This is a genomic window from Streptomyces sp. SS7, assembly GCF_037993025.1.
Classification (GTDB): domain Bacteria; phylum Actinomycetota; class Actinomycetes; order Streptomycetales; family Streptomycetaceae; genus Streptomyces.
On sequence record NZ_CP141223.1, the window covers coordinates 9,327,442 to 9,354,230 of the forward strand.

The following is a 26,789-nucleotide window of genomic DNA, read 5'->3' on the forward strand; positions in this document are numbered from 1 at the left end:
CGCACCCCCGAAGTCACCGATGGGGTGCGGGCACCGTCGAGTACGAGGATCTTCTGCTGCTGCGCCATGTACGGCGTCCTTCCGTTGGTAGGCCGCGGAACGCCGTCGCCCCGGGGGGACCGAAGAGTCCGCTGCTTCACGTACTGCGGTGCATCATGCCCGCCTGGGCTCCGATGCCGGTGGCATCACGGTGGTCGCGCATGCTCTTGAGGAGGCGGGCGCGGCTGCGGGCGGCCAGCGCCTTGATGATGCGCTCGTGCTGTGCGACGGTCTGCCGTCGCCGCTCGCGGGTCGCGTAGTTGATCGCGATGAACACGTCGAGCATCAGCCAGAGCCGCCGTACCTCGTCGAGCACGAGGTTGAGCGGAGAGAGGCCGAAGATACGCAGGTGGAAGTCATGGTTGATGGGCACCATGTCGGCCCACTCGGGCTCATCGACGAGTCGTGCCATCTCTTCGTTGAGCGAGCGCAGTTCGTTGAGGAACTCTTCGGCCGGCCAGACGATGGTGCGGGCCAGTTCCTCTTCCAGCAGGACGAGCATCAGACCGATCTGGGCCAGTTCTTCAGGGGAGCGTTTGGTGACGAAGTACCCCTGGTGGCGACGGTGCGTCAGCAAACCCTCGCTCGTGAGGATGCCAAGTGCCTCTCGCACCGGAACCCGGCTGATGCGGAGTTGCTCCGCGATCTCCTCTTGTCGGATCTGTTCGCCGGGCAGGAGCCGCCCTTGCAGGATCTGGTTCCGGAGTTCGCGCACGGTCCGCTCCGCGCCGGCTCCTTCCTTGACAAGAGCGCGCCGATCGGAGCCAGCCACGCCAATCACTCCCTACGTTGAATCCAATCTTGCAGGCAGTATAAAGACCGCCTCTCCGGCCGACCGGCGCGTCTCGGGTCCGCCCGTCAGTCGTCGGAGCCGACCCGGGTCTGGAGCGTGTGGTAACCGGCCTTGGCACGTGCGTCCGCAAGGCTCATGCCTTGTTCGACATCGGCCCGGATGCGGTCCTCGGCGTCCCGGATCTCCTCGGCCGCGGCGATGACCTCGTCGGCTCGGGACGCCGGAATGGCCACGATGCCGTCGGCGTCGCCGAGGAGAAGATCGCCCGGTTCCACGCGGACACCACCCACGGTGACCGGCACCTGGTAGCCGTCGACCTGGACGCGGTCCTTGCCGGTGCGCATCCAGCGGCCCCGGCTGTAGACGGGGTAGCCGAGTTCGAGGGCACGGTCGGAGTCCCGGCACACACCGTCGATGACGGTGCCGCCGATGCCGCGCCGCGCGGCGGTCGCGGTCAACAGGTCGCCCCAGACGGTGGCGTCCAGGCGTCCGGCGTTATCGAGTACGACGACCGAGCCCGGGGCGAGGTCGTCGATGTAGTCGCCGACGCTGCCCGGCTCGGTGCCGACCGGGCCGTAGCGGACCGTGAACGCGGGTCCGGCCAGGCGGAAGCCTCGGTCGAGCGGCATGATGCCCAGGCACTGCCCGGCGATGCCGAGGCGGTCCATGGCATCGCTGACATGACTGGTGTCGAGGTCCTTCAGGGCCTTCACCGTGCTGTTCGCGATATCCGTCATTGGGGGCTCCTCACCTGTCCAGCATGGTTTCGTAGTCGGTGGACATGACGTCGGCCATCGCGTGCCCGGCCCGTATCCGCTCGACCATCGCGCGTTCCTTCGCCGCGATCGCCTCGGCCGTGGCGAGCACCTCTTCGGCGTGCGCGTCGGGTACGAAAACGACTCCGCTGGCGTCCGCGATAACCAGATCGCCGGGGGCGACCGGGACACTGGCGATGTCGACGGGCACGTTCCAGGCATGTTCGACGACCCGGCCGCGGGCGGTGACCGGCACTCCGGTCGTCGCGTAGAGGGGCAGGTCGAGCTCGCGGGCCTCGTCCACGTCCCGGCAGGCGCCGTGGACGACGACGCCCTCGACGCCGTTGCGCCGGGCGCCCGTGGAGAGGACGCCTCCCCAGCCGGCGGCGTGGGTCCGGCCGCCGTGGGCCACCACGATGACGTCGCCGGGGCCCGCCGCGTCCACGGCCGCCGTGCCGAGATGGCGGCCGGAACCCGCCACCTCGGCACTCGGCTCGGCCAGTTCCACCGTGACCGCACGACCCGCGATGCGGCGTGGCGCGGCTAGCGCGGTCAGGCCCAGGACGGCCCCGGGCAGACCGAGGCTGTCCAGCGCGTCGGAGACCGCGCAGGCATCCAGCCGGGCCAGCCGGGCGACTGCCTCGTCCCTCTCACGCCGCTCCCTCTGCGGGCCGGCGCTCATGCCCACAGCCCGAAGGCCAGGCCGATTCCGGTGCCGGCAGGGGTGCGGTAGGCGGGCTGGTAGTCGACCCACTTGGTGTCCAGGTGGGCGCCCGCGCCCGCCGCGGTGATCCAGTTGCGGATCTCGGAGGTTCCGGAGTCCAGGCGGTGGGCGGGCAGGCCGCGCAGGGTGGCGGCGTCGTGGTCGCTCATGGCGTCGAGGAGGGTACGGTCCAGCTCGGCGTCCACCACGAAGTGGCTGAGCCCTCCGGAGGCCACCACACCCACCCGGGCGTTGCCGGGAGCGGCCTCGACGGCCTTGCGCAGCGCCACGCCGAGGTCGTGACACCGTGCGGGCGTGGGCTGGTTGGGCTTGAAGTAGGTGTTGAGGAGGATGGGCACGGTCGGGACCGTGTGTCCCTTGAGGAGGCGTCCGGTGACCCAGGCGAAGGCGTGTCCGAAGCCGGTGTCCGGTGCGGTGGAGTTACTGGAGGAGACGTCGAAGCCCTGGTCGACGAGGCTCTCGATGATGCGCCGGCCCAGCTCGGCGTCGCACGGGTAGCTTTCCCCGTCCATCCCGAGCAGCCGTTGCACCTCCACCATCTCGGCGCCCAAGCCCACGTCGATGGCGTGGTGGGTGGTCATCTCCGTACCGTGGTAGACGGCGATGGACGGCAGGTTCTGGTGGGAGAACAGCTCGTCCTGGTCGTCGCCGACGACGAGGACCGCGTCCAGATCGAGGGCGATCAGGTCCTCGGCGAGCCTGGCGATGTCCGCCTGCGCCTGCTGGAACTTGCGGTCCCAGACCTCCGGCTTCAGCTCGGCCAGGTAGCGGTCCCCGGCCCGCTCGGCGAGTTCGTCGTAGGAGCGGACGACGCCGTCGGTGTCGTACAACTCCGGGTTGGACCTGTCGTGTTCGGCGCGCAGCTTCCACATCTTCTGCGGTTCCATGGCGAGTACGGGGCTGTGCGAGGTGCCCGCCACGGCGACGATGTCGGCCATCACCGCTCCTGGAGGTCGTCGAGCCGGGTGTAGACGCGGCGGGCGTTGCCCTCGTAGACGGCCCGGCGGTCGTCGTCGGACAGGGACGGGAGCTTGTCGAGCACCGGCTTGAGGTCCTCCAGGCTGCCGCCGCTGCCGGGGCGTTCGGTGCCGAACAGGACGCGGTCCGCGCCGACCACGGCGAAGAGCAGCTCCAGGGCTTCCGGGGTGTAGAGGCAGGTGTCGAACCAGAACCGCTTGAGTGTCTCGGCGAAGGTCTCGCGGTCGCCGGACTTGGCGGTGATGAGTCCGCGGTCGTGGGCGATCCAGCGGCCCAGCTGGTAGGGGACCGAGCCGCCGCCGTGCGGGACGACGACCTTCAGGTCGGGGAAGTCACGGAACACCCCGGCGCGGATCATGCTGTTGATCGCCAGGCTCTCCTCGGTGATGAAGTGCTCGCTGTAGCTCTCGCGGCCGTAGCAGGCGGCGGAGTGCAGCAGGGCCGGCACATCGCGTGCGACGAGCCGCTCATAGAGCGGGTACCAGTACTCGTCCCCCATCACCGGCGTGGTTCCGGCGCCCTCGCTGGGGTCGGGGTTGAGCAGCACCCCCACGAAGCCGCGCTCCAGGTTGCGGTCTATCTCGTCGAAGAGAGTGCTGACCGGTTCGCCCGCGACCTGCGGCAGGGCGGCGATGCCGCGCAGCCGGTCGGGGAAGGCTGCGGCCTGGACGGCGACGGCGTCGTTGTTCGCCTCGATCCACCAGTGCACGATCTTCGACGGGCGGGCGGAGTGCTTGAGCACGTAGGGGCGCGGCGAGGTGAGCTGCACATCGGTGCCGACCTCATCCATCAGAGTGATCTGATGCCGGGCGGAGGAGATGAGCTGCTCGTCGGTGGCCTTGGACGGGATCCGCCCGTGGTAGGTGCCGGCCGCCTCCAGCTGGGTCCACAGACCGTAGAAGGAGTCGGGCGCCACCAGGTGGGCGTGGCTGTCGATGATCACGGCTGCTCCTGGGGGGAGGGGGTGGGCAGTACGGCGGTGAACTCGCACTGGATCAGCAGGGAGGGCGGCAGGGCGGAGGGCACGGTGTGCCGTACCGGGCGGTCGTCGGCGTCCGGGAACATCGCCACCCATTCGGCGTTCAGGGATTCGCGTGACTGGCCCTCGGCGAGGAACACCGCGACCTTGGCGATGTCGCCTGGCCCGGCACCGGCGGCGGCCAGGATGCGGCGGATGTTGGCGAAGACACCGGCGGTCTGCGCCTCCAGGGTCTCGGGGACCTTCCCGGTGTCGGGGTCCATGCCGTGCACGGCACTGGAGACCAGCAGGTCGCCGACCACGACGGCGAGCGGGAAAGGGGCCCCGCCATGGTGCACTCCGGGTATCTCGATCGGTCGTCTACGGGGATTGGGCATCGGTGATCGCTCCTTCGGGGTCACTGCCAGCCATAGAGGTCGAGGGTCCGTTCGCCCGCGCGGATACGGCGCATCAGTGCGGCCTCCTTGGCATCACGCTCGGCGCCTGCCTTGACCACGGCCTCGGCGTCCGCCCGCGGGATCACCACGACCCCGTCCGCGTCGCCGACCACCAGGTCCCCGCGCTCGATGAACACCTCGCCGATACGCACCCGTTCGCCCAGCGAACCGACGGCGTCGAAGTCCTTGCCGGTGCCGCGGATGCACAGGCCGGTGGCGAAGACCGGCAGACCGAGGTCGGCGAGGGCGTCCCGGTCGCGGACCCCGCCGCTGATGACCAGGCCGGCCAGGCCGCGGGCGAGGGCGGCGGTGCTGAGGATCTCGCCCCAGTAGCCGAACTCCGTTCCGCCGCCCACGTCCACGACGAGCACGTCGCCGGGCTCGGCCGCGTACACGGCGCGATGGATCCACAGGTTGTCGCCGGGCGGCGAGGCGACGGGGAAGGCCGGTCCCGCGAGGCGGGCACCGGCGAAGGCGGGGCCGATGACCGATGGCAGCGCCCCCCTCCGGCCTGCCGCCTCGTGCAGAGTCGCCGAGGATGCCGAGGCCAGGGCCTCGGCAGGGGTGTCCCACTGGGTCACGGTGTGCCGTCCCTTCGTTGGTCGGCGGGATGGGGCCCACCGTAAACGGATGCAAGATTGAATGCAATCACCCATCCAAAGAAATCCCTTTGACGCCACTATTGCATTCAATCTTGGCTAGATCTACGGTCGAGCGGACCAGCCCGCTGTTGGCAAGGGAGCCAATCGATGAGCAGTCATCCCCACCGTGCGCCCGACGTCCTGATCGTCGGCGGCGGCCCGGCCGGACTCTCCGCGGCCGTCCTGCTCGGCCTGAGAGGCGTCGACGTCCTCCTGGTCGAGCGGCATCCGGCCGCCTCGCGGCTGCCCCGAGCGCATCTGCTCAACCAGCGCACCATGGAGATCTTCACCGACATGGGCGTGGCCGACGCCGTCTACGACCTCTCCCCGCCTGAGGACCGCTGGCACAAGGTGGCCTGGCACACCACACTCGCCGGGGACGCGGTGCCCTTCGGACAGGTGGTCGGCGAGCTGCCCGCCTGGGGCGGCGGCCCGGACGCCGGGCGCTACGCCGCCGCCAGCCCCGCCCGCTACGCCAACGTGCCGCAGCTGCGCCTCGACCCGCTGCTGCGGACCCGGGCGGAGGAGGTGTGCGGAGCCGACAGCATCCGCTTCCACCACGAACTGACGGCCCTTTCCGAGGACAGCTCCGGCCGGGGCGCGGTAGCGACCGTCCGGGACCGGGACAGCGGCGACACATACGAGGTACGCGCCCGTTACGTCATCGCGGCCGACGGCGGACGGCTGTGCGCCGACCTGCTCGGCATCGAGATGGACGGCCCGACGGGGCTGCTCGGCCAGGTCACCCTGCACGCGACCATGGACCTGTCCAAGTGGATCTCCGACGACGAGGTCCTGCTCCGCTACTTCCTCGCACCCGAGGGGCGCGGCTCCTTCTCGGGCGTCCTGTGCGCGATGGGCCCCGACCGCTGGGGCGGCGACTCCACCGAGTGGGCCGCGCACGTCGGCTACCGCACCGACGATCCGGAACGCAACGACCTGACCGCCGTCCTCGACCGGGTCCGCCGGGTGCTCGGCCTGCCCGACCTGGAGATCGAGGTGCACCAGGTCAGCCACTGGGAGTTCGAGGGCGTGGTGGCCCGGCGCCAGCGGCAGGGGCCGTTCTTCCTGGCCGGCAACGCGGCCCACCGACACCCGCCGACCGGCGGTCTCGGCCTGAACACGGCGGTCCAGGACGTGCAGAACCTGGTCTGGAAACTCGACGCCGTCCTGTCCGGAAAGGCAGGCGACGCCCTCCTCGACACCTACGAGACCGAGCGCCGCCCGGTGGGCGAGTTCAACGTCCGGCACTGTCTCAGAAACGCCGGCGGACACGCCCGTATCGCCGCCGCGCTCGGTCTGCGGGCAGACCAGAGCGAGACGGAGGGCTGGGACGCGGTCACCGAATGGTTCGCTGACACCCCGGCGGGAGAGGCCAAGCGCGCCGCCGTCGCCGAGGCCGTCGCGAGCAACGCCGACGACTACAGCCAGCTCGGAGTGGAACTCGGCTACCACTACGAAACCGGCGCCCTGGTCCCCGACGGCACACCAGCCCCGAAGCTACGGGATCCCCTGCGCGACCATGTACCGACCACCCGCCCGGGCCACCACCTCCCCCACGCGTGGCTCGACCACGGCGCGTCCCGTGAGTCGGTGCACCAGCTGATCGCGCCGCGCGGCCTGACCCTGCTGGTGGACGCCGAACACGCCCCCCGCTGGACCGCCGCCGCGCTCATGGCCGCCGCCACCGGAGCGACCGTGCGGGTCCGTGCCGTCGGCCCCGGCGCCGAATGGACCGACCCCGAGGGGGAATGGGCCGCCGTCCGTGGTGTCGGCAGCGGCGGCGCCCTGCTGGTCCGCCCGGACCGACACATCGCCTGGCGGGCACCCGACTGGACCGAGGACCGCCCCACGGAACTCCGCCGGGCCGTTTCCTCCGTACTGGGCCTGTGAGCCACCGCGTCGCGACAACCGCAGCAGCCCACGAGGAGCGGCATGTTCAACGAAGAGCTCATCGCCCACTGCCGTGAAAGCCTCGCCGACTTCAAGTCGCCCAAACACATCGCGTTCGCCGGGTTGCCCAAGAACGCCAGCGGCAAATTGCTCAAGCGTGAACTGCGCACCCGGGTGCGGGCCCCCTGGATGGCCCCCGCCGCGACCGACGAAACAAAGGAGTGATCATGTCCGCCGATTCAACGCCCGTGCTGTTCCTGCACGGCTTCTGGCATGGTTCCTGGTGCTGGAGCGAGGTGGCAACCCGGGTGGCCGGCACCGGCCGAACCGCGGTGGCCGTGGACATGGCAGGCCACGGGCTCCGGGCCCGTCGGCCGAGATGTCTCACCGAACGCCCCTTCCCGCCCGAGTCGCTGGCCACGGAAGTGTCGCCGGTGGCGGACGTGGATCTCGATCAGGCCGGCGATCTGCTGCTGTCGCAGATAAAGGAGGTCGGCCGCGGCGGCCCGGTCACCGTGGTCGCGCACAGTATGGGCGGCACCGTGCTGACCCGGGTCGCGCAGATCGCACCCGACCTGGTGGCGCACGCGGTGTATGTGGCCGCGTTCATGCCGGGCTCCGGTATCCCGGCGGTCGCCTATGTGCAGCTGCCGGAGAACACGGGAGAACTGGTGGGGCCTTCCCTGCGGGCCGACCCGGCCGTGGTCGGCGCGCTCCGGCTCGACCTCGCCTCCGACGACCCGGCCTACCGCGCTCAGCTGCGCGAGATGTTCTACGGAGATGTCACCGAGGCCGTCGCCGACGCCGCCCTCGCGCTGATGACACCCGACGCCCCGGCCGCCATCCCACTCGGCACCACCACGCTGACCCCGGACGGCTGGGGCTCGGTGCCCCGCACCTACATCACCTGCTCCAAGGACATGGCGCTCCGGCCGGCCCTCCAGCGGAAGTTCATCAGCGACGCGGACGCGGCCTTCCCCGGTAATCCGACCTCGGTGGCGGAACTGGACGCCTCCCACTCCCCCTTCCTGTCCATGCCCCGGCAGGTCGCGGACGTCGTCGGGCAACTCGGCAGCCGTACCTGAGTATGTCGATGACGGGCAGCAACGCCTGTCGGTGAGTTCTAGCAACGACTGGGTGGGGTCGGCGTCTGGAATGTCGGTGAGTTTCAGCAACACTGCCGGGGCCGCGGGAGCACCGACGAATGCGCTGATGACGCGCCAACGGAACGGGCGGCATCATGACCACGATGCCGCCCGTTCTGTCTTGTCAATCGTCGAGGCGGCCGGGCAGCTCCGGGCGGTGGTCCGCAGGTGGAAGACAGCCCAGACACAAGCGGCCCGCGCCTCTACAGCTGCTTGGGCCCCGAGACACGCGGCGGCGAGCCCTCCGCCCTGTCGTGGGGAGAGCCGGTACGGTCCATCTGCCTCCAGACCGGGAAGATCAACGGGCACAGCGTGGCGAGCAGATACACACCCCCCACCGCCAGCAGCGTGCAGGTCAGGCCGGCCGAATCCACGAGGAAGCCCGCAGCCAGTCCGCCCAGCGGAGTGACCAGCTGGACCGAGGCCGTCGTCGCACTCAACACGCGGCTGCGCAGTTCCTCCGGCACCGTCTCATACGTCACTGTGGCCATGATGGGATTGAGTACACCGAAGGCGAGACCCTCAACCGCCATGATCACGACCAGCGGCGTGAAGGTGTCGGTGAAGGCGGCGACCACGAAGCGCGGCAGGCCCCCGATGAGAAAGGCGATTGGTGAACACTGGCCACCGCCGAAAGCGGCTGCCCACCGCCCCAAAGACCAGCGCCCCCGCGAGTGCACACACCCCGAACGCCGCGTTCAACAGACCGGGACCGACCAAGCTCGTTCACGAGCTTGGTCGCCAGGGTGTACTTCACCCGGAAACCGGCCATCGCGGCCTCGGTTCCCAACGCGATCACAGGCCACGCACGACCTGCGCCTGCTGTGTCGCGGCACCGTCCACCACGCGGGCGCTGCCGCCCACATCCCCGACTTCGCCACTGCCACCAGCCGTGACCCCGACGGCGCCCTCACCTTCGCCAGCCTGCTCTACCTCGCCGACCAGGAAGAAGGCGCCCGGTTTTGGTGGCACTAGGCCGGGGCCGGCATCACCACCACCGCAGCCCTGTGCCTCTACCTCCTGCACCTGCGCCGCGGCGACATGCGCGACGCCGCCCACTGGGCCGACCAGCTCCACCGCCTCAACACCCTCGGCTGGAGCACCTACACCTCCGTCGCCCACCACGCCGACATCCAGCACCCCTCTTGCGCGGCGGGCCCGGCCATCTACTACACGCTGCCCGCCCCCGGACCCGCCCTGTGTGAAGGGGCCCTCAAAGACGCCGTCGACGATCTGCGCATCCCGCACGACGGTGATCTGGGGCCCATTCCGCAACCCATGCCCGCCCTTGCTGCCCACTGGGAAGACCCGGTGGCTTCCTGAGCACGGTGCCGGGCCTGGACCGTGGTCGAACCCATACTGCTGACGAAGGTGACCTGGGTTGTCAGTGGGGCAGGGCAGACTGGCCACCGTGACGACGTTCGATGTTCGGGGCCCGGAGCAGCTTGAGCACGCCGTCCTGGACGACACTGTCCCTCTCGCCTCTGCCCTCCGTCAGTGCCTCATGCTTGCTGGCTACGCCCACCATGAGGAACTGCGTGCCTGGGCACTGAAGGAGTTGGAGGGATACTCGGCAGACGATGAGATGCCCTCTGTGGAGTGGAAGACCCGCCTCGCCGTCTACTTCTCGGGCCCGGACGCCAAGCCGCCGGCGGAGCAGCCGGTGCCGCGGTGGACGTGAGGGACGATGCCGCCGTATCAGGGGGGAGGCCTTTCAGCGGCGGTCTGGGGGCGGCAGCCCCCAGCAGCGACGCACGAACCGCCGGGCACGGCTCAGGAAGACGTCGCCGACTGCCCCGCCCGAGTGGCGTCCGCCCCCCAACTGGCCAGCAGCCGCAACGCCTCCGCCGAGGGCGAGCCGGGTTCCGCGTGGTAGACGCTCAGGCACTGATAGCTGCCGTCGGTCACGGGGAACGACTCGTAGTTCAGCAGCAGGTCGCCGACCAGCGGGTGGTGCAGGTGCTTGACGCCGTGACTCTTCTCCTTGACGTCGTGCATGGCCCACAGCCGCCTGAACTCCTCACTCTTGACGGAGAGCTCGCCGACCAAAGCGGACAGCCGCGGATCGTCCGGATAGAAGCCCGCCTGCATGCGCAGCAGGGCGACGACGTCGGACGCCTTCTCCTCCCACGCCACGAACAGCTCGCGGTACGCCGGATTCAGGAACACCAGCCGGGCCCAGTTCCGCTCCTGCGGCGCCAGCTCCCCCCAGTCGCCGAAGACGGCCGCGGCCATCCGGTTCCAGGCGAGAATGTCCGAGTAGCGGCCCCCGATGTACGCCGGCACCGAGTCCATCGAGTCCAGCAGCTGCCGCAGCGCACCCCGCACCTGCTGCGACCGCGCCGCCGGCTTCTTCTTGTGCTGCTTCGGCTTGGCGAGGTGGGTGAGGTGCGCATGCTCGGCGTCCGTCAGCCTGAGCGCCCGCGCGATGGCGTCGAGTACCTCCGCCGACACGTTCCGCCCGTTGCCCTGCTCCAGGCGCGTGTAGTACGCCACCGAGACGCCCGCCAGCTGCGCCAGCTCCTCTCGGCGCAGCCCGGGCACCCGCCGGTGCCGGCCGAAGTCCGGCAGCCCCACGTCCTCCGGCTTCAGCCGGGCGCGCCGGGTGCGCAGGAACTCGCTGAGCTCGGCACGCCGGTCCAGCGCCCCCGCGGGCTCGGGTACGGGATGGGGCTGTTCGTCCATGCCTCAAGTATTCACTGTCGTAAGCCCGCCATCCTGACCCCGCCAGTGGTAGGCACAGCGGACGTACGCAGAAGCGTGGTCTGGGTGAAGTCCGTGCGGTCCGGCATGCTCAACGACATGCCCGGTCAGAAGGCAGCCGGGCGCGTAACCACTGCTAGGAGACCCTCGGCATGACCACTGTTGCCGCTTACGCTGTCCCCGCCGCGAAGGCTCCGCTGGAGCGCACCACCATCGAGCGCCGCGAGGTCGGTGAGTTCGACGTCCTGATCGACATCAAGTTCGCCGGTATCTGTCACTCCGACATCCACCAGGCGCGGGAGGGCTGGGGCGAGGCGACCTTCCCGATGGTCCCGGGTCACGAGATCGCGGGCATCGTCTCCGAGGTCGGCGCGGGCGTCACCAAGTACCAGGTCGGCGACCGGGTGGGCGTCGGCTGCCTGGTCGACTCCTGCCGGGAGTGCGAGAGCTGCAAGGCTGGCGAGGAGCAGTACTGCACCGGCGGCAACGTCTTCACGTACAACGCCATCGGCAAGGACGGCGAGCTCACCTACGGCGGCTACTCGCAGAAGGTCGTCGTCCACGAGAACTTCGTCGTCCGTATCCCCGACGCCCTGTCGCTGGACGTGGCCGCACCGCTGCTGTGCGCAGGCATCACCACCTACTCCCCGCTGAAGCACTGGAATGCCGGCCCCGGCAAGAAGGTCGCGATCCTCGGCCTGGGCGGCCTCGGCCACACAGGCGTCAAGATCGCCCACGCGCTCGGCGCCGAGGTCACGGTCCTCTCGCAGTCCCTGCGCAAGAAGGACGACGGCCTCAAGCTGGGCGCCGACCACTACTACGCGACCAGCGACGAGCAGACCTTCAAGGACCTGCAGGGCTCCTTCGACCTGATCCTCTCCACGGTCTCGGCCCCGCTCGACCTCGGCGCGTTCCTGTCGCTGCTGAAGCGGGACGGCGCGCTGGTGAACGTGGGCGCCCCCGAGGAGCCGATCGCCCTGAACCTCTTCTCGGTGATCGCCGGACGCAAGACCCTCGCCGGTTCCATGATCGGCGGTATCGCCGAGACCCAGGAGATGCTCGACTTCTGCGCCGAGCACGGTTTCGGCGCCGAGGTCGAGGTGATCCGCGCGGACCAGATCAACGAGGCGTACGAGCGGGTCCTCTCCAGCGACGTCCGCTACCGCTTCGTGATCGACATCGCGACGATCTGACTCGTCCGACAGGTGAGGCCCCGGCGGAAGGTGCTACATCTGGCCAGGTCGGCGAGGGTCATCAGGCCTGCTTCGCGGCTTCGCCGCGGGTGCGGCCGGTCAGTCCAGCCGCGGTCTGGGTGAGGTGCTGGGTCAATGCCTCGGCCGCGGTGTCGGCATCGCGGGCCAGCGCCGCCTCCTCCAGTCGGCGATGCTCGCCAACGTGGTCCCGGCCCGGGACGCGGTGCGCCGACCAGCGGCGAGCCAGTTCACTCGCGGTCCACATCCGGTCGACGGTCTCCAGCAGAACAGGGTTGCCGCATCCCTCCAGCAGGGTGCGGTGGAAGACCCGGTGGGCTTCGGACCATGCGCTGCTGTAGTACTCGCCCTCCTCAGGCGCGTACGCGGGGGTGCGGGCCAGACGGTGGTGGGCGGCTCGCAGGCGGGCCTCCCAGTCGACGTCCCCGCGCGCGATGGACATGCGCAGCACGACCGGTTCGATGGTCCGGCGAGCCTCCGCGATCTCCTGCCAGCGACGGTCGGAGAAGGCCGGGATGGCGAAGCCCCGGTTGGGCAGCCGGTCGGCGAGACCTTCGCCGACCACCCGCACGAGCGCCTCACGCACGACGGCCAGGCTCACCCCCTGTTCCTTGGCGAGCTCCTGCGGCTTGAGGGCGTCACCGGGGGCGTAGTCCCCCCGCATGATCGCATCCCGCAGGCGTGCGTAGACCCGCTCGGAGAGCATCTGCTTCCCCGGTGAGGTCAAGGGGTGGGCCTGAGTCATGCTCCCAGCATAGACGATCCAGAACATAATCGATTATTAGTGTTATGGTCGATCTCATGGCGGTGATGCGGCCGACGGTGCCTCTGCGCGACCCTGTGGGCCCGTTCGGCCGCATCACCGCCATCCCGTAGCCCGGCCTGAAAGGAACGACGCGATGAGCGCCAACGACCCCTTCGCCCGCCTCCCCGAGGCGGCCTCCTTCACCGTTACCAGCACCACCGTCACCGACTGCGCCGCATGGTCGCCCGAGCAATACGCCTCTGGCGTTCCCGGCGGCAAGGACGTCTCCCCGCAGCTGTCCTGGAGCGGCGCCCCGGAAGGCACCAAGAGCTACGCCGTCACCGTTTACGACCCTGATGCCCCCACCGGGTCCGGGTTCTGGCACTGGGCGGTCGCCGACATCCCCGCCACCGTCACCGAGCTGCCCGAGGGCGCCGGCGACGACACCGGCTCGGGCCTGCCCGACGGCGCCTTCCAACTGCCCAACGACGCCCGCGCAGCCCGCTTCATCGGCGCCGCCCCGCCGGCCGGGCACGGCCCGCACCGCTACTTCGTCGTGGTCCACGCCCTCGACGTCGAGTCCATCGGCGTCCCGGCCGACGCCACCCCGGCAGTTCTCGGTTTCACCATGGCCGGCCACATTCTCGGCCGCGCGGTCCTGACCGCAACCGCCGAAACCCCCGCCTGACGAACAGCATGTCCCCACTCATCAACACCACCGAGAGGTATCTCCGCACGATCCTGGAGCTCGAGGAGGAAGGCGTGGTCCCGACGCGTGGCCGCATCGCCGAGCGGCTGGACCAGAGCGGCCCCACCGTGATCCGGACCGCCGCCCGCATGGAGCGCATTAGCCTGCTGCACGTTGCCGCCGACCGGCGCCCGGAGCTGACGGAGGAGGGCCGGCGGCTCGCCACGCGCGTGATGCGCAAGCACCGGCTCGCGGAGTGCCTGCTCGTCGACGTGATCGCGCTGGAGTGGGAGCAGGCCCACACCGAAGCCTGCCGCTGGGAGCACGTGCTGAGTGAGGCCGTCGAACGGCACGTCCTTGAGCTGCTGCGGCACCTGATGCCAAACCGCACCGCCGGCACCGCCCACTGCTGGACATCCTCACCGCCCTGGCGGTCCGCCTCGCCGACGCAGTCGACGCGGACATGTTCAAAGCCAGCAGCTTGAACATCCACGGCCTTCTGCCCCTTGGAGGCACCTGCCAGCGGTCATGTAATTCGGCTCTGTCGGGGATCTTGTGACGACTTCGCGGTCATGGGCTGTGGAGGATGCGTTTGCGGAGAAGCGGGAGGTGCGCGCGGCCGAAGCCCATGCGCTTCAGGAGCTTGGCTCTCGTGACGTGACCTTCGACCTGGCCCGAGCTGAAGCACGCGAGTTCGCGGATTCCTGGAGGGGGTAACCGCTGAACCCGCGCGTGTCGCCTGGTTGGTGGCAGGAACGAGGGCGTGCAGGCCAGGTTCTCGCTCGTGCGCTCCCGGTCGAACCCCGGGCGATGACCAGGCGACGCGCCTCGGAGGTGTCGATCGCCCGCACAACTCGGGCTCGGGTCGGACTGCTCCTGACGGTGCTGTCCTGGCTGCTGTCGCCGACGACGGACAGGCCCCGTGCCAGGCCTTCCAATCCGTGGAAGGAATTCTTCGACAGGCACCTGCCGGGCGATGACAGTGGAGATCACACTGTCAGTGATTCCGAGGTGATCAGCAATGACGACTCAGGCAACAGCACCGGTCAGGGCAGCCGAACACAAAGAACTCCGCCGCGCTTTCTCACTCTTCCCCTCCGGGGTTACCGCGGTCGCCGCGCTCGTCGACGGGTCTCCGGTCGGTCTGGCCGCGAGTTCGTTCACGACTGTCTCCCTGGACCCGCCACTGGTGAGCGTCGCGTTCGGGAACCAGTCGCGGACTTGGGCGCGGCTGCGCGAGGTGAGGCAACTCGGCATCAGCGTCCTGGCGGACCAGCACGCGGACTACGCGCGCGTGCTGGCCGGGCCCGGCGACCGGTTCGCCGGCGCCGACTGGACCGCCACACCCGCCGGTGCGGTGCACATCGGAGGCAGCGCACTGATACTGAGCTGCTCGATCGCCGAACTCACCACGATCGGGGACCACGAGATCGCGTTCCTCCTCGTGGAAGACGCGCATGCGCAGTCGGCCGTCGAACCGCTGCTGTTCCACCACAGCAGGTTCCGCCGCGTGACCGACCGCATGTAGTGAGTGCGCGTGACCGACCGCATGTAGTGAACGCCCGATTGGCTGGTTAACATCAGGGATATCTGAGGGTGGACGTACTTGGAGTCTCGATGGCGCAGAAGCCCGGCGGCGAGTCCAACAGCCACGTCGGGCGCGTGTTCGGCCTGATGGATCTCCTCGGCGCGGAAACCTCGCCGCTCACGCTCAGCGAGCTGGCGCGCCGCGCGGACCTGCCGATTTCGACGGCGCATCGGCTGCTGGGCGAGCTCGTCGCGTGGGGCGGGGTGGAGCGGACCGAGTCGGGGACGTACCGGCTGGGAGAGAAGATCTGGCGCCTGGGCGTGTCCTCGGCCTGGGAGCGCGAGCTGCGCAGGACTGCCCTCCCGTTCGCCCATGAACTCGCCGCGCGAACCGGGGCGGCCGTCGCGTTGAGCACGATGATCGGCGACCGGCTGGTGTGCATCGACACCGTGCGCGGCAAGCTCGACAGCATCCGCCTGACGCACGCGGGCGACGATCTCCCTCTGTTCGCGACCAGCGCGGGCAAGTTGTTGATGTCGACGGTGGACAAGACCGCGCTCTCGGAAGCGCTCCGTACGCGCCTGGAGAGGCACACGCCGTACACGCAGGTCCTGCCGCGCCTCGTCGTGGCGCAGGTCGAAGCTGCACGACAGGCCGGGTACGCCATCGCCCGCGCGGAGAGCTCCCCCGGGCAGTCCTCGCTCTCCGTGCCCGTGGCGACCGGGATCGACCGCACTCCGATGGCGCTGACGGCGCTGGTCCCCGCGTCTGACGCGAACCTCCCGCGGCTGATCCCCCCGCTGCGGGAGTACGCCCAGCTGATCTCCCGGGAGATCGCGAACCCCGGCTGATCATCCGGAGCGTTTCCGCATACTGGAAAGATCTCCTCGACCGCCCTCCCGCCTCCCGCGCACAGTGATCGAAGGTCACGAACACCGGGAAGCGGAAAGGCCGTCTCATGTCTCTGGAACTAGGCATCTTCGACTCGTTCGATCTCGCCCACGGCAGTGTCGGGGAACTGCTCGACGACCGGTTCCGCTTCGCCCAGGAGGTCGAGCGGCTGGGGTTCGCGCACTATCACGTGACCGAGCACCACGGCACGCCGCTCTCCGTCGTCCCGTCGCCCAACCTCTTCGTCGCGGCCCTGAGCCGGATCACCAGCACGCTGCGCATCGGCACCCTGGTGAACGTCCTGCCCGCCTACGAGCCGTTCCGCCTGGCCGAGGAGATCGCCGCGCTGGACCAACTCTCGCACGGCAGGCTCGACTTCGGCGTCGGCCCCGGTGTCAGCCCACTGGAACTCGGCATCCTGGGCGTCCAAGGCGATCAGGCCCGTGCGATCTACGAGGAGACGCTCACTGCGGTGACGACCGCGCTTCGCACCGGCCGGATGAAGCATCAAGGAACCCTGCTGCGCGATTACGACGCGGCGCTGTCCGTGCTCCCGGTCCAGAGCCCGTACCCGCAACTGTGGTATGCCTCCGGCAGCGCGGCCACCGCGGAGTGGGCGGCATCCAACGGCATCAACTTCGTCACGCGCTGGGAGAACGGCCGGGTCGCCGAGGTGGGCAACACCTTCTGGACGACCTGGGAGAAGCACCGCGCCGACGAGGACCGGCTCAACCCCATCACCGGCCGGCCGCGTCTCGGCATCTCCAGCCCGGTCGTGGTCGCGGGCAGCCGGGCCGAGGCGGAGGACCTCTTCCACCGCGCGAGCGACCTGTTCCAGCAGCGCATCCTGCACCTGTGGCACGAGAACGACGACCACCGGCTGGACAGTGTCTTCTCCGCCGAGAAGCTCCTCGCCAAGGGCAACGCGTTCGTCGGCACCGCGGACTCCGTGCGTGACGAGATCGTCGCGCAGATAGAGGCGTCCGGCATCAACTACCTCGAACTGTCGATCATCTTCGGCGACATCGGGCTCGCCGAAGCCACCGCCACCGCCAGGGCCGTCGCCGAACACGTCGCCCCAGCAGCCCGCGATGCCGCGGAGAAGACGCTGAGCCTCCGAGGAGTCCCGGTCGCATGACGAAAGGCACCACGATGCGTGTGCGCGTCGAATCAGGAGAGCTCGAAGGGACCGTCGAGGACGGTGTGGCCGCGTTCCTCGGTGTCCCCTACGCGGCCGGTCCTACGGCCGGATCGCGGTTCCTCCCGCCCACCCTGCCGCCCAAGTGGGAGGGTGTCAGGCCGGCCACCCGATTCGGGGCGGCCGCACCACAGCCGGGCAGCCTTCGAGCTCGGATGATCCTCGGCCAGTCCGGACCGTCCGGCCCCGACTACCTCGTACTCAACGTATGGACACCACAGCCGGACCGCCAAGCGAATCTGCCGGTGCTCGTATGGATTCACGGCGGCGCGTTCACCAACGGATCGGGCGACGTGCCCGCATTGCGTGGAGCGACGCTCGCCAAAGACACCGAAACCGTCGTCGTCACCGTCAACTACCGGCTCGGCCCGCTCGGCTTCGCCTGGCACCCCGAACTGACCGGCGACCACGCCAACCTCGGCCTGCTCGACCAGAGGGCCGCACTCGACTGGGTCAGCCGCAACATCACCGCGTTCGGCGGCGATCCCAGCCGTGTCACCCTGGCCGGGGATTCGGCAGGCGCGATGAGCGCGGCAATACAGTCCGTACTGCCCGGCGCCGACACACCAATCGCCGCACTGGCCCTGCACAGCGGAGCCCCCCGCCTCACCGAACCGGACCCCGCAGCCGACGTCGTGCAGCGCCTGGCCGCACAACTCGACGTACCTGTCCGACAGCTGGCAGAGCTCGATGACAGTACTCTGATCGCCGCCGCATCCGCGATCGCCCCGACCCACCGCTTCGGCCCTGTCGCCGCGGGCGAACTCGCAAACGGCCTCCCCGCGCCCTCCGCGATCCCGACCAGGCTCAACACGACGTCCGACGAGGGCACGTTCTTCGTGCTCGACGAACGCTCCCCGCGCCGGCTGACGTCAACCGAGGCCGAAGCCATCGCCGCGGCGATGCTGCCCGGCGACGGCCACCGCCGCTACAAGGCAGCAGCCCTCTCCCTCCCGCCGGCCCGAGCAGACGACGCACACTGGGCGCTGTCCGCCGCCGTGACCAGCGCCCTTTTCGAAGAACCCGCCGACGCCTGGGCCGGCACCGCACCAAACCACGTCTGGCGCACCCGCTACAGCCGCCCCGCGACCCTGTGGGACGGCTGGCTCGGCGCCACCCACACCCTCGACGTGCCCGTACTGTTCGGCAACCATCGCCACCCCGAACTCGCCCCCCTCTACGCAGGCGATGAGGGAATCGACGAGGTCTCCATCCGCCTACGACGCGACTTCCGAGCATTCCTCTACGGTCACCCGCCGACGACAGAGCGACCAGACGAGGATCACAGCGGAACCTGTCAAGTCAGCTGAAGCGGTGGGTTCCAGCAGCTCACGCATGCGCGGCACCTCACTCACATCGACGTCATCAACAGATCCCTCTCGGTGGTAAGTCCATCGGCTTACCTCACGTCTCGACAAGGAACAGGCACTTGACTTCTACCCCAGCTGAAGCAGGGAGATTCTCCCCTCACGGGTTGAGCTTTCTGCTTCCCAGACAGCAGCTGCCCCGAACTAACGGCACGGGACGTTGGTACGCCCAGCAGTCTTACGCCAGCTCCACAGACCTGACATCCCGCCAGCCCGGCGGTAGGCCCGGCCAGCTTGGTTATCGCCGACCGGACGACCGACAAGCCACCACTTACCTGAGGGTGGTTGGCGGTGAACGCCGATCCCCCCTGGCGACGCATCGGCTTTTCCCGCCCTGCTCCGCAGGAGTCCGTTTCCTCCCCCGCCTGACGGCGGGGGTATCCACGGAGGAATCCCGATGAATCGTCTTGCGGGCAAGCGCGCCCTCATCACCGGCGGCACGAGCGGGATCGGTCTGGAGACCGCGCAGCGCTTTGTCGCAGAGGGAGCGGACGTGCTGGTCACAGGCGTAACCCCGGCCAGCATCGACAAGGCGCGACAGGTCCTCGGGGACAAGGTGCCGGTGGTCCGGGCGGATGCGCGCGATCTCGATGCGCAGCGCGGCCTGGCGGAGCGGGTGCGTGAGCACTTCGGAGAGCTGGACGTGGCCTTCCTGAACGCCGGCGTCTCGGACTGGCGGCCGTTCGAGGACCACACGGAGGACAGTTTCGACCGGCTCTTCGACATCAACGTCAAGAGCGTCTTCTTCCTCACGCAGGCCCTGGTACCCGTGCTGGCCAACTCGTCCTCGGTCATCCTCAACGCGTCCAACAGCGCGCACGGCGGCTATGGGCAGTCGAACGCCTACGCCGCGACGAAGGCCGCTGTCAGCTCCCTGATGCGGTCATGGAACGCGGACCTGCTCAAGTCGCACGGCATCCGGTTCAACGCGATCAGCCCTGGGCCGGTGGACACCCCGCTGTACTCCAAGTTCGGAGAGCAGCGCGCGGCGATGCTGGAGGCGATCAGCTCCGGCATCCCTGTGGAACGCATGGGTATGCCCGCAGAGATCGCGGAAGCCGTCGTGTACCTGGCCTCCGATGCCTCGGCCTTCACTGTGGGCCAGGACCTTATCCTGGACGGTGGCCAGACCATCCTCTGACAGCGAGGATGCACTGGGAGACGGGCGAGGGGCGCAGGAATATCGGTGGCGGACCGTGACCGAGCGAAAACCGGTGGCGATACGTGCGGGGCCGGGTATCACGCGCAGATCAAAGCGGGGAACCGCGCGCGCATCATCCGCGCCGCCCGCGACCTCTTCCTCGCCCAGGAATACGACAAGACCTCCCTGGCCCAGATCGCCGGGGAGGCCCGCCTCTCCACCGGCACCCTCTTCAGCAGGTCCCCTCCAAGGCTGCGCTGTTCGCGGCCGTCGCCTCCGAGCAGTGGCAGCTGGATGTGCAGTACGTTGAGCCGCCTCCGCCCGGCTGTCCCCGGAACGGCCTGACTCACATCGGCCGCGACTACGCCTACCTGGTCTCGCGGCCCGGCACGGCGGCGCTGTGCCGGGCCGCGACATCACCGAGCTTCCCCAGATGCCGGAACTCGCTGACATCGTCGGCACCGGCTTCGCCATCGATCGCGGCCCCTTCTTCGACCGGCTCCGCGACTACCTCGAGGCCGAACTGGCTGGCACCCTCATCTTCTGTTCTGCCGGCTGACAGACGCAGACGGCATCCGCAGTGGCCGGACAGTTCCTCAGCATGATCTGCGGCCAGCTCCAGTGGCCCCAACTCGTACGGACCGACTTCGTCCCTCCGGCCGACCCAGTCGACAGTACGGTCGTGGACGAAGCCGTCGCCCTCATGCTCACCCACTATCGAGCCCGATCCTGAACCCAGGACGCTGCGGCTACTGCTGGCGGACCGCAGAAGCGTCTGACGCAGAGTGGCGGCCCGCACGTGAGTCAGCTCGGTCTAGCGGAGCGCCCGGAGTCAACAGGTGAGTCCGCAGCCGGACGAAACCACCGATTGTAGGCGTCGGCTCCGACCTGGCCGATGCAGCCCATGACGACCTCATCGACATCTCCGGGGGCGACGCGCTCACGGGCCAGGGCCGCCCTGGCCGCGACGGGGCCGAACTCGTGTGCCGGGATGTCCGCGAACACGCCCCCGAAGTCGCCGATGGGTGACACAAGTACGTGGACACCGCACCCAGAACACGACGCCGAGTCCTAACAGGGGTTGCCCAACCAACGCGAGACAAGATCGCTTGAGTTGCGCTACCGGCCGCAGCCGCTCACGCGCCCGGAGTCGCTGCCTCGGCTGCGGCAGCCCGGGTACCCGGCGCTTCAACAGCGACCTCGACGGCTTGATGGTGGCAGGGCTCACGTGCTGAGCGCGTGCGCCCCGACCACCAACCGGAAGCCGGAAGCCGGATCAGCGGACGCGCGGCGTGTCACCTCGGGTGCGCCGTCCTGTTCGCCAGCTGCGTGAAGGCGAGGCGCACCGCGCCCATGGCCGAGGCTTCCGGGCCCAGGTTGGTGGCGAGCACCGCGACGTTGTGGTTGGTGGGCAAAGCCAGCGTCCTGATGCAGTTCTTGATCTCGGGGATGAGATGCTCGGAGGCCCGGGCGAGAGCGCCTCCGATGATGACGGCGTCGGGGTTGAAGGCGTTGCACAGCAGGCTCGCCGTCTGGCCCACTTTGCTGGCGGCCTCGCGGAAGACACGTCGGACAGCGGGGTCGCCCGCCTCGACCAGGCGGGTGGCCTGGGCGAGGGTGAGGAGTCCGTGGGCCGGGCGCAACGCTTCGAGGATGGCGGGGATTCCCGCGTAGACCTCGAGACAGCCGCGTGCTCCGCAGCGGCACACGGGGCCTGTCAGGTCCAGGCCGACGTGTCCGAACTCGCCCGCGCTGCCGTTGCCGCCGTCGACGATGGTGCCGCCCAGGACGAGGGCTCCGCCGACACCGGAGTGGAGCTTGAGGAAGAGGTACGCGCCGTAGCCCCGTCCGGCCCCCCAGTACGTCTCGGCCGCGGCGGCGAGCTTGGCGTCGTTGTCCACCGTGACCGGCAAGTTCAGGACGTGTCGGAGGTCTGCGGCGACGTCGCGTCCGGCCCAGGTGGGGATCATGCTGGAGTGCGAGACCCTGCCGGTGCGCCGGTCGATCGGTGCCGGCACCGCGGCGCCCGCGCCGAGGAGCGCGTCGTCGGGCAGCCGGGCCTGTGACAGTGCCTCGCCCACCAGCTCACCGGCCACCCGCACACCCGTTTCCGGCGGGTAGTCGACGTCCAGCTCTCCGACCGCGATGGCGCGGATGCGGTGCGCGGCGTCCGCGACCACCGCTCGTATGTGCCGGTAGCCGAAGTCGATCCCGACGGTGCATCCGGCGTCGGGGTTCAACGTCAGCAGCCGGTGCGGGCGTCCGCGGCTGCCGGTCATCACGGTGTCGGTCTCGACGACGAATCCGTCCGCCACGAGTTCTCCGATGACGCGGCTGGTGGTCGACCGTGCCCAACCGGCTTGCTCGGCGAGGGCCGCCCGGTGCATCGGGCCGTTGACGATGAGGAGGTCGATGGCTCGCGTGGACAATGAGCCGCTCGGCCGGGGAAGCACTGGCATGGCTTTAATTTTGCCTCGTGAGGTCAATATTAGCTAGCAGTTAGTCCCTATTACGAATGAATTACGTCCCTAGTGGAACGAAATATGCGCGACATACGGTCACTGCCATTCACGGCTCCGAAGGTGCTCCGGAGCAACTCCGAAGCAGCTCGTAGCTCCGACGTAGGGGAGGTGGCCGGTGGCGAACGCAGTGACTGCGCCTCGGCCAGAGGTGCACGGTTGGGTGGCCAAGGACTTCGCGCAGCTGCGTGACGCCCTGGAGACGAATCTGCGCACGGGCGACGACAAAGGGGCGATGGTCGCCGTCTACCGCCACGGTGCTCTGGTGGCCGATCTGTGGGGCGGAGTGTCGCAGGACGGACGGACACCGTATCCGCGGGACGCCCTGCAGGTGGTCTTCTCGGTCAGCAAGGCCCTTCTCGGGCTGATGGTGACGGCGATGCTCGATGACGGTCTGATTGCCCTGGGGCACCCCGTCGCCCGGTACTGGCCCGAGTTCGCGGCGGGGGGCAAGGAACTGGTCACCCTGGGCGAACTGCTCGCGCATCAGGCCGGGCTGCCGGCGTTCGCCACCCCCATGACGCCCGAGGGCCTGGCCGACTGGCAGCGGTGCGTCGACGACCTCGCCGGTCAGACGCCGCTGTGGAAACCGGGGTCCGCCCACGGTTATCACGCACTGACCATGGGCTATCTCGCCGGGGAGATCATCCGCCGGGTGACCGGGCATACGCCGGGCGACTACCTGCGGACCAGATTCGCCGAACCACTGGAGGCCGAGGTCTGGATCGGGCTGCCCCCGGCCCTCGGCCACCGGGTCGAACGGCATGTCGTCGCCGACCCGGCACCCGGGATCGGGGAAGTCCGCCGGGTGCGGCAGGCCGACCCGGCGACCATCACCCACCGGGTCCTCACCAATCCCGAGATCGCCTTTGCGGTCTTCGACACGCCGCCCATGTGGGACCCGCAGATCCCGGGCGCCAACGCGATCGGCGACGCGCGGTCGCTGGCACGGCTGATGGCCACTGCTGTGGACGGGCCACTGCGGTCGCTGTCCCCCGAGGCGGTGACGGTCGCCACCGCACAGCGGGGATACGGGCCCGACCTGGTTCTGGTCGACCAGCCCAGCCGTTTCGGAACGCTGTTCATGCTGGCCTCACCACGGGAGCCGATGCTGGGCACCCGCTGTTTCGGCCACAACGGGGCGGCCGGCGCCCTGGCGTTCGCGGACCCCGAGAGCGGCATCTCCTTCGCCTACGTCGGCAACCGGGCCCACCCGGATCCCACCCCCCACCGTCGCATCCACCGCCTCCTGTCAGCGGTGCGCGACGCGCTGTGAAGCGGTACGTCCTCGATCACCGAGCCCGGGAAGCGCCGGCACTGCGTGCCGTCCTCTCGCGGCCGGCCACTAAGAAAGGAAACGCCATGAGACCAGTGATCAAGGCAGCCTGCGCGGCGGCCGTGGCGGCCGCGGTACTGACGGCCTGCAGTGCCAAACCGACCGCCGCCGGCGGCAGCAAGTCCGCCGGGAGAAGCGGACGGCATTTCGTCATCGACATCTCCGGCCCCCTGTCGGACCCGTTCTTCGGCGCCACGAAGCAGGGCAGCGACGCCGCCGCCAAGGAACTGGGCGTCAAGTACGAGTACAGCGCCTCCAAGGACGCCAACGACATCATCGCGGTATACACCCGCCTCATGGAGTCCGCCATCGGGCGGAAGCCGGACGCGATCGTCGTCGGTGACTACTTCCCCGACGCGCTGAACCCGCTGATCAAGAAGGCGACCGCGGCAGGCATCCCGGTCGTCGTGACCAACTCGGGACGCGCCTCGTGGCGTGCTCTGGGCGCCGTCGGGTACGTCGGCGAGGACCCGGTAGCCATGGGCATGGTGGCGGGCACCGCCCAGGCCAAAGCCGGTGTCAAGAAGGGACTGTGCGTCAACCAGGTGCCCGGCAACCCGGTGCTGGAACAGCGGTGCAAGGGGTACGAGAAGGGGCTGAAGGCGGTCGGCGGGAGCGTCGTGAACCTCACCATCCCCTCGGAGGACGCCAACAACGACCAGAAGGTCCAGCAGGACATCGCCGGAGCGCTGCGCTCCCACCGGGATGTCGACGGCGTGTTCACCCTCGGTTCGGCTATCGCCATGGACGCCGTCACAGCAGCCAAGCAGTCCGGCCGCAAGCTGACCATCGGGACGACCGACCTGTCGACGAACGACCTCAACGCGGTCAAGTCGGGTGACCTGCTGTTCGTCATCGACCAGCAGCCCTTCCTCCAGGGCTACTACGGGCTGCTCATCGCCGAGCAGTATCTGAAGTACAAGGTCGCCCCCACCTCCGAGATCTCCACCGGCCCTTACCTGATCACCAAGGACAACGTGGACACGGTCCTCAAAGTCGGATCCACCTACCCAGGCAGCCGCGGCGCCAACTGACGCCGGAGGTGATCCGGTCGCCGCCCCACGGCGACCGGCCGCCGCAGGCACTTCTCCCCGGAGGACGTCAACCAGCATGAGCCAGACCACCATTTCGCGCGGGCCGACGGACCGGCCCGCACCCGCCGTCGGCGCCGCATCCGTCTCCCGGCTGACAAGGCGGCCCGAATTCGGGGCCCTCGTCGCCGCGGTCGCGCTGTTCGCCTTCTTCGCCGTCGTCGCCAATGACGCCGGGTTCCTCTCCTTCTCCGCCACCGCCGGGTGGCTCAACACGGCCGCGGAACTGGGCATCGTCGCGGTTCCCGTCGGCCTTCTGATGATCGCCGGTGAGTTCGACCTGTCCGTCGGCTCCGTCCTCGGCGGATCCATGATCATCACCGCCGCAGGATCCGGTTACTACCACCTGCCACTGATCGTGAGCATCCTGATCGCGCTGGCCTTCGGTGTCCTCGTGGGCCTGGGCAACGGCTTCCTGGTCAACCGGACCCGCCTTCCCTCATTCATCGTGACCCTGGCGGCCAACTACGTCTGCTTCGGTGTCGCGCTGGGGGCGTCACGCGGACTCACAGGTACCAGCACCATCTCGCTGGCCTTGTCGGGCCCGTGGAAGAAGGTGTTCGCAGCCAAGCTCGGCGACTTCAACATCGCCATCCTCTGGTGGCTCGTGATCTGCCTCGCCGCCGCCTGGGTGCTGCGCAGGACACCCTTCGGCGCCTGGATCTACGCCACCGGCGGGAACACCGACTCCGCGCGTCGCGCCGGGGTCCCGACGTCCCGGGTCAAGCTAATCCTCTTCGTCGCCACAGCCGCCGCCAGCGCCCTGTGCGGGGTGATCCAGACAGCGGAGTTCAACAGCGGGAACGCGGCCTCGGGACAGGGATTCGTCTTCCAGGCGCCCATCGTCGCGGTCATCGGCGGCATCCTCCTGACCGGCGGCTACGGCTCGGTCATCGGCGCCACCCTCGGCACCATCACCTACGGCATCGTCAACATCGGCCTGTTCTATACCGGCTGGAGCACCGACTGGACCACCGCCATCGTCGGCATCCTTCTCGTCCTGGCCGTCATCGGCAACAACGCCATCCGCAAGCTGGCCCTGACCCGAGGCCCCGACCGGCCGCGAAAGGAACCGACCCGATGAGCACATCCCAGGAAACCCCCGCCATCGAAACGCCGGCCGTCACACCCGTCCTCCGGCTGCGCGAGGTGTCCAGAACCTTCGGCGGCGTCGTCGCTCTCCGGAACGCCTCGGTCGATGTCCACCCGGGAGAGGTCCACTGCCTGCTCGGTGACAACGGCGCCGGGAAATCCACCCTCATCAAGATCATGTCCGGGGTCCACCCACCCAGCAGCGGCACGGTGGAAGTCGCCGGCGAGGCGCAGTCCTTCCGTTCCCCTCGCGACGCCCAGGCGGCGGGCATCGCCACGGTGCACCAGGACGTGGGCGCGATCCCGCTCATGAGCGTCTCGCAGAACTTCTTCCTCGGCCTGGAACCGACGAAGGGCCGAGGACCCTTCCGGCGCACCGACACGGCCACGGCCAACCGCATCGCGCTGGAACACATCGCGGCCATGGGCATCCGCCGCGTCACCGACCCCACACAACTCGTCGGCACCCTGTCCGGCGGGGAACGCCAGGCCCTCGCCATCGCACGCGCCATGTACTTCGGCGCCCGCGTACTCATCCTCGACGAACCCACGTCCGCGCTGGGAGTCAAGGAAGCCGCCGTCGTCCTGCGGCAAATCGACGCGGCACGGCGATCCGGCATCGGCACCGTCTTCATCACCCACAACGCCACACACGCGATCAGAATCGGCGACCGGTTCACGGTACTCATCCAGGGAGAAGTCGCGGCCCAATTCTCCCGAGGCGAGAAAACCCGCCACGAAATCCTCGACCTGATGGCCGGCGGAACAGAACTCGACGACCTCCGTCACACGATCGACGACGAGGACTGACCCGCCCGGTCACCCAGCTCAGTTCTGACCGAAGGAGTCGCAGATGGTAACGATCACGAACGAACAGCACGACCGGCACACTCTG

29 protein-coding genes and 5 pseudogenes are annotated in these 26,789 nt (G+C 69.2%); 21 read left to right on the forward strand and 13 right to left on the reverse strand.

Features of this window, described 5'->3' with window-relative positions; genetic code table 11:
- Nucleotides 1-136 precede the first annotated feature (136 nt).
- The 7 genes from U5640_RS41935 to U5640_RS41965 all read right to left on the reverse strand — a co-directional run bounded on the left by U5640_RS41935 (nucleotide 137) and on the right by U5640_RS41965 (nucleotide 5,286).
- A complete protein-coding gene (locus tag U5640_RS41935) occupies nucleotides 137-811 on the reverse strand; it encodes a GntR family transcriptional regulator (RefSeq protein WP_340384458.1) in 675 nt (224 codons plus the stop codon).
- An 86-nt stretch (nucleotides 812-897) separates the two neighbouring features.
- A complete protein-coding gene (locus U5640_RS41940; RefSeq protein WP_340384459.1) occupies nucleotides 898-1,569 on the reverse strand; it encodes an RraA family protein in 672 nt (223 codons plus the stop codon).
- A 10-nt stretch (nucleotides 1,570-1,579) separates the two neighbouring features.
- Complete coding sequence (locus U5640_RS41945; protein ID WP_340384460.1) at nucleotides 1,580-2,269, reverse strand: RraA family protein; 690 nt, start codon at nucleotides 2,267-2,269, stop codon at nucleotides 1,580-1,582.
- Nucleotides 2,266-3,249 (reverse strand): hypothetical protein, encoded by a 984-nt coding sequence (locus tag U5640_RS41950; protein WP_340384461.1) that lies wholly within the window; start codon nucleotides 3,247-3,249, stop codon nucleotides 2,266-2,268. Before U5640_RS41950 ends, U5640_RS41945 begins: the two co-directional genes overlap by 4 nt.
- On the reverse strand, nucleotides 3,249-4,232 hold the full coding sequence (locus U5640_RS41955) for an amidohydrolase family protein (RefSeq protein ID WP_340384462.1): 984 nt from the start codon (nucleotides 4,230-4,232) through the stop codon (nucleotides 3,249-3,251). Before U5640_RS41955 ends, U5640_RS41950 begins: the two co-directional genes overlap by 1 nt.
- The gene (locus tag U5640_RS41960; protein WP_340384463.1) at nucleotides 4,229-4,645 is read right to left on the reverse strand and encodes a RidA family protein; all 417 of its coding nucleotides are present in this window, start codon (nucleotides 4,643-4,645) and stop codon (nucleotides 4,229-4,231) included. The genes U5640_RS41955 and U5640_RS41960 overlap by 4 nt, the downstream gene beginning before the upstream one ends.
- 20 nt (nucleotides 4,646-4,665) lie before the next feature.
- Nucleotides 4,666-5,286 carry an RraA family protein gene (locus tag U5640_RS41965; protein ID WP_340384464.1) on the reverse strand — a complete coding sequence of 207 codons (621 nt, stop codon included), beginning with the start codon at nucleotides 5,284-5,286 and terminating at the stop codon, nucleotides 4,666-4,668.
- Between the two features lie 168 nt (nucleotides 5,287-5,454).
- Here U5640_RS41965 and U5640_RS41970 point away from each other — a divergent pair, with 168 nt between their 5' ends.
- The 3 genes and pseudogenes from U5640_RS41970 to U5640_RS41980 all read left to right on the forward strand — a co-directional run bounded on the left by U5640_RS41970 (nucleotide 5,455) and on the right by U5640_RS41980 (nucleotide 8,324).
- Complete coding sequence (locus U5640_RS41970; RefSeq protein ID WP_340384465.1) at nucleotides 5,455-7,239, forward strand: FAD-dependent monooxygenase; 1,785 nt, start codon at nucleotides 5,455-5,457, stop codon at nucleotides 7,237-7,239.
- Nucleotides 7,240-7,281: 42 nt separating this feature from the next.
- Nucleotides 7,282-7,464, forward strand: a pseudogene (locus U5640_RS41975) (hypothetical protein); the annotation flags it as partial.
- A gap of 2 nt (nucleotides 7,465-7,466) precedes the next feature.
- Nucleotides 7,467-8,324 (forward strand): alpha/beta fold hydrolase, encoded by an 858-nt coding sequence (locus tag U5640_RS41980; protein ID WP_340384466.1) that lies wholly within the window; start codon nucleotides 7,467-7,469, stop codon nucleotides 8,322-8,324.
- A gap of 263 nt (nucleotides 8,325-8,587) precedes the next feature.
- Here U5640_RS41980 and U5640_RS41985 read toward each other — a convergent pair whose 3' ends face one another.
- A complete protein-coding gene (locus U5640_RS41985; protein WP_340384467.1) occupies nucleotides 8,588-9,064 on the reverse strand; it encodes an MFS transporter in 477 nt (158 codons plus the stop codon).
- Nucleotides 9,065-9,102: 38 nt separating this feature from the next.
- Nucleotides 9,103-9,207, reverse strand: a pseudogene (locus U5640_RS41990) (AAA family ATPase); the annotation flags it as partial.
- Nucleotides 9,208-9,425: 218 nt separating this feature from the next.
- Between U5640_RS41990 and U5640_RS41995 the strand changes: the two are divergent.
- The 3 genes and pseudogenes from U5640_RS41995 to U5640_RS42005 all read left to right on the forward strand — a co-directional run.
- Nucleotides 9,426-9,707: a hypothetical protein gene (locus U5640_RS41995; protein ID WP_340384468.1), complete on the forward strand. Its 282-nt coding sequence runs from the start codon at nucleotides 9,426-9,428 to the stop codon at nucleotides 9,705-9,707.
- Nucleotides 9,708-9,795: 88 nt separating this feature from the next.
- Nucleotides 9,796-9,966: pseudogene (locus U5640_RS42000) on the forward strand (hypothetical protein); the annotation flags it as partial.
- Nucleotides 9,967-9,978: 12 nt separating this feature from the next.
- Nucleotides 9,979-10,065 (forward strand): annotated as a pseudogene (locus U5640_RS42005) (antibiotic biosynthesis monooxygenase); the annotation flags it as partial.
- Between the two features lie 92 nt (nucleotides 10,066-10,157).
- On the opposite strand, the gene U5640_RS42010 reads toward U5640_RS42005, so the two are convergent.
- Nucleotides 10,158-11,069: a helix-turn-helix transcriptional regulator gene (locus U5640_RS42010; RefSeq protein ID WP_340384469.1), complete on the reverse strand. Its 912-nt coding sequence runs from the start codon at nucleotides 11,067-11,069 to the stop codon at nucleotides 10,158-10,160.
- 170 nt (nucleotides 11,070-11,239) lie between these two features.
- Between U5640_RS42010 and U5640_RS42015 the strand changes: the two genes are divergently transcribed.
- A complete protein-coding gene (locus tag U5640_RS42015) occupies nucleotides 11,240-12,280 on the forward strand; it encodes an NAD(P)-dependent alcohol dehydrogenase (protein ID WP_340384470.1) in 1,041 nt (346 codons plus the stop codon).
- 61 nt (nucleotides 12,281-12,341) lie between these two features.
- On the opposite strand, the gene U5640_RS42020 is transcribed toward U5640_RS42015, so the two are convergent.
- Nucleotides 12,342-13,043, reverse strand: coding sequence for a GntR family transcriptional regulator (locus U5640_RS42020; RefSeq protein WP_340384471.1), 702 nt, complete (start codon nucleotides 13,041-13,043; stop codon nucleotides 12,342-12,344).
- A gap of 154 nt (nucleotides 13,044-13,197) precedes the next feature.
- On the opposite strand from U5640_RS42020, the gene U5640_RS42025 reads away from it, so the two are divergent.
- The 10 genes and pseudogenes from U5640_RS42025 to U5640_RS42070 all read left to right on the forward strand — a co-directional run bounded on the left by U5640_RS42025 (nucleotide 13,198) and on the right by U5640_RS42070 (nucleotide 20,589).
- Nucleotides 13,198-13,731, forward strand: coding sequence for a YbhB/YbcL family Raf kinase inhibitor-like protein (locus U5640_RS42025; RefSeq protein ID WP_340384472.1), 534 nt, complete (start codon nucleotides 13,198-13,200; stop codon nucleotides 13,729-13,731).
- Between the two features lie 8 nt (nucleotides 13,732-13,739).
- Nucleotides 13,740-14,105 (forward strand): annotated as a pseudogene (locus U5640_RS42030) (metal-dependent transcriptional regulator); the annotation flags it as partial.
- 647 nt (nucleotides 14,106-14,752) lie between these two features.
- Nucleotides 14,753-15,259, forward strand: a complete 507-nt coding sequence (locus U5640_RS42035) for a flavin reductase family protein (protein WP_340384473.1) — start codon at nucleotides 14,753-14,755, stop codon at nucleotides 15,257-15,259.
- 89 nt (nucleotides 15,260-15,348) lie between these two features.
- Complete coding sequence (locus U5640_RS42040; RefSeq protein ID WP_340384474.1) at nucleotides 15,349-16,110, forward strand: IclR family transcriptional regulator; 762 nt, start codon at nucleotides 15,349-15,351, stop codon at nucleotides 16,108-16,110.
- Nucleotides 16,111-16,217: 107 nt separating this feature from the next.
- Complete coding sequence (locus tag U5640_RS42045) at nucleotides 16,218-17,288, forward strand: LLM class flavin-dependent oxidoreductase (RefSeq protein WP_340384475.1); 1,071 nt, start codon at nucleotides 16,218-16,220, stop codon at nucleotides 17,286-17,288.
- A gap of 14 nt (nucleotides 17,289-17,302) precedes the next feature.
- The gene (locus U5640_RS42050) at nucleotides 17,303-18,658 is read left to right on the forward strand and encodes a carboxylesterase family protein (protein ID WP_340385655.1); all 1,356 of its coding nucleotides are present in this window, start codon (nucleotides 17,303-17,305) and stop codon (nucleotides 18,656-18,658) included.
- Between the two features lie 454 nt (nucleotides 18,659-19,112).
- On the forward strand, nucleotides 19,113-19,856 hold the full coding sequence (locus U5640_RS42055; RefSeq protein WP_340384476.1) for an SDR family oxidoreductase: 744 nt from the start codon (nucleotides 19,113-19,115) through the stop codon (nucleotides 19,854-19,856).
- 45 nt (nucleotides 19,857-19,901) lie between these two features.
- Nucleotides 19,902-20,201 (forward strand): TetR family transcriptional regulator, encoded by a 300-nt coding sequence (locus tag U5640_RS42060; RefSeq protein ID WP_340384477.1) that lies wholly within the window; start codon nucleotides 19,902-19,904, stop codon nucleotides 20,199-20,201.
- 55 nt (nucleotides 20,202-20,256) lie between these two features.
- Entirely contained in the window at nucleotides 20,257-20,415 is a 159-nt protein-coding gene (locus U5640_RS42065; protein ID WP_340384478.1) for a hypothetical protein, read from the forward strand.
- A 42-nt stretch (nucleotides 20,416-20,457) separates the two neighbouring features.
- Nucleotides 20,458-20,589 (forward strand): hypothetical protein, encoded by a 132-nt coding sequence (locus U5640_RS42070; RefSeq protein ID WP_340385657.1) that lies wholly within the window; start codon nucleotides 20,458-20,460, stop codon nucleotides 20,587-20,589.
- A gap of 71 nt (nucleotides 20,590-20,660) precedes the next feature.
- Here the strand turns inward: U5640_RS42070 and U5640_RS42075 are convergent, their stop codons facing one another.
- Nucleotides 20,661-20,888 carry a hypothetical protein gene (locus tag U5640_RS42075; protein ID WP_340384479.1) on the reverse strand — a complete coding sequence of 76 codons (228 nt, stop codon included), beginning with the start codon at nucleotides 20,886-20,888 and terminating at the stop codon, nucleotides 20,661-20,663.
- Between the two features lie 263 nt (nucleotides 20,889-21,151).
- A complete protein-coding gene (locus U5640_RS42080; RefSeq protein ID WP_340384480.1) occupies nucleotides 21,152-22,315 on the reverse strand; it encodes an ROK family transcriptional regulator in 1,164 nt (387 codons plus the stop codon).
- A gap of 223 nt (nucleotides 22,316-22,538) precedes the next feature.
- On the opposite strand from U5640_RS42080, the gene U5640_RS42085 reads away from it, so the two are divergent.
- The 4 genes from U5640_RS42085 to U5640_RS42100 all read left to right on the forward strand — a co-directional run bounded on the left by U5640_RS42085 (nucleotide 22,539) and on the right by U5640_RS42100 (nucleotide 26,704).
- Nucleotides 22,539-23,651, forward strand: a complete 1,113-nt coding sequence (locus U5640_RS42085; RefSeq protein ID WP_340384481.1) for a serine hydrolase domain-containing protein — start codon at nucleotides 22,539-22,541, stop codon at nucleotides 23,649-23,651.
- 86 nt (nucleotides 23,652-23,737) lie between these two features.
- A complete protein-coding gene (locus U5640_RS42090; RefSeq protein ID WP_340384482.1) occupies nucleotides 23,738-24,745 on the forward strand; it encodes a sugar ABC transporter substrate-binding protein in 1,008 nt (335 codons plus the stop codon).
- A gap of 76 nt (nucleotides 24,746-24,821) precedes the next feature.
- Complete coding sequence (locus U5640_RS42095) at nucleotides 24,822-25,886, forward strand: ABC transporter permease (protein ID WP_340384483.1); 1,065 nt, start codon at nucleotides 24,822-24,824, stop codon at nucleotides 25,884-25,886.
- Entirely contained in the window at nucleotides 25,883-26,704 is an 822-nt protein-coding gene (locus U5640_RS42100) for an ATP-binding cassette domain-containing protein (protein WP_340384484.1), read from the forward strand. The genes U5640_RS42095 and U5640_RS42100 overlap by 4 nt, the downstream gene beginning before the upstream one ends.
- Nucleotides 26,705-26,789: the final 85 nt, after the last annotated feature.

Bases quoted from the DNA above. Each gene is read 5' to 3' on its own strand.
- U5640_RS41940 (WP_340384459.1), bottom strand. From the start codon at position 1,569: ATGACGGATATCGCGAACAGCACGGTGAAGGCCCTGAAGGACCTCGAC.
- U5640_RS41945 (WP_340384460.1), bottom strand. From the start codon at position 2,269: ATGAGCGCCGGCCCGCAGAGGGAGCGGCGTGAGAGGGACGAGGCAGTC.
- U5640_RS41950 (WP_340384461.1), bottom strand. From the start codon at position 3,249: ATGGCCGACATCGTCGCCGTGGCGGGCACCTCGCACAGCCCCGTACTC.
- U5640_RS41960 (WP_340384463.1), bottom strand. From the start codon at position 4,645: ATGCCCAATCCCCGTAGACGACCGATCGAGATACCCGGAGTGCACCAT.
- U5640_RS41970 (WP_340384465.1), top strand. From the start codon at position 5,455: ATGAGCAGTCATCCCCACCGTGCGCCCGACGTCCTGATCGTCGGCGGC.
- U5640_RS41980 (WP_340384466.1), top strand. From the start codon at position 7,467: ATGTCCGCCGATTCAACGCCCGTGCTGTTCCTGCACGGCTTCTGGCAT.
- U5640_RS41995 (WP_340384468.1), top strand. From the start codon at position 9,426: ATGCGCGACGCCGCCCACTGGGCCGACCAGCTCCACCGCCTCAACACC.
- U5640_RS42010 (WP_340384469.1), bottom strand. From the start codon at position 11,069: ATGGACGAACAGCCCCATCCCGTACCCGAGCCCGCGGGGGCGCTGGAC.
- U5640_RS42015 (WP_340384470.1), top strand. From the start codon at position 11,240: ATGACCACTGTTGCCGCTTACGCTGTCCCCGCCGCGAAGGCTCCGCTG.
- U5640_RS42020 (WP_340384471.1), bottom strand. From the start codon at position 13,043: ATGACTCAGGCCCACCCCTTGACCTCACCGGGGAAGCAGATGCTCTCC.
- U5640_RS42025 (WP_340384472.1), top strand. From the start codon at position 13,198: ATGAGCGCCAACGACCCCTTCGCCCGCCTCCCCGAGGCGGCCTCCTTC.
- U5640_RS42035 (WP_340384473.1), top strand. From the start codon at position 14,753: ATGACGACTCAGGCAACAGCACCGGTCAGGGCAGCCGAACACAAAGAA.
- U5640_RS42040 (WP_340384474.1), top strand. From the start codon at position 15,349: ATGGCGCAGAAGCCCGGCGGCGAGTCCAACAGCCACGTCGGGCGCGTG.
- U5640_RS42045 (WP_340384475.1), top strand. From the start codon at position 16,218: ATGTCTCTGGAACTAGGCATCTTCGACTCGTTCGATCTCGCCCACGGC.
- U5640_RS42050 (WP_340385655.1), top strand. From the start codon at position 17,303: ATGCGTGTGCGCGTCGAATCAGGAGAGCTCGAAGGGACCGTCGAGGAC.
- U5640_RS42055 (WP_340384476.1), top strand. From the start codon at position 19,113: ATGAATCGTCTTGCGGGCAAGCGCGCCCTCATCACCGGCGGCACGAGC.
- U5640_RS42070 (WP_340385657.1), top strand. From the start codon at position 20,458: ATGATCTGCGGCCAGCTCCAGTGGCCCCAACTCGTACGGACCGACTTC.
- U5640_RS42080 (WP_340384480.1), bottom strand. From the start codon at position 22,315: ATGCCAGTGCTTCCCCGGCCGAGCGGCTCATTGTCCACGCGAGCCATC.
- U5640_RS42090 (WP_340384482.1), top strand. From the start codon at position 23,738: ATGAGACCAGTGATCAAGGCAGCCTGCGCGGCGGCCGTGGCGGCCGCG.
- U5640_RS42095 (WP_340384483.1), top strand. From the start codon at position 24,822: ATGAGCCAGACCACCATTTCGCGCGGGCCGACGGACCGGCCCGCACCC.
- U5640_RS42100 (WP_340384484.1), top strand. From the start codon at position 25,883: ATGAGCACATCCCAGGAAACCCCCGCCATCGAAACGCCGGCCGTCACA.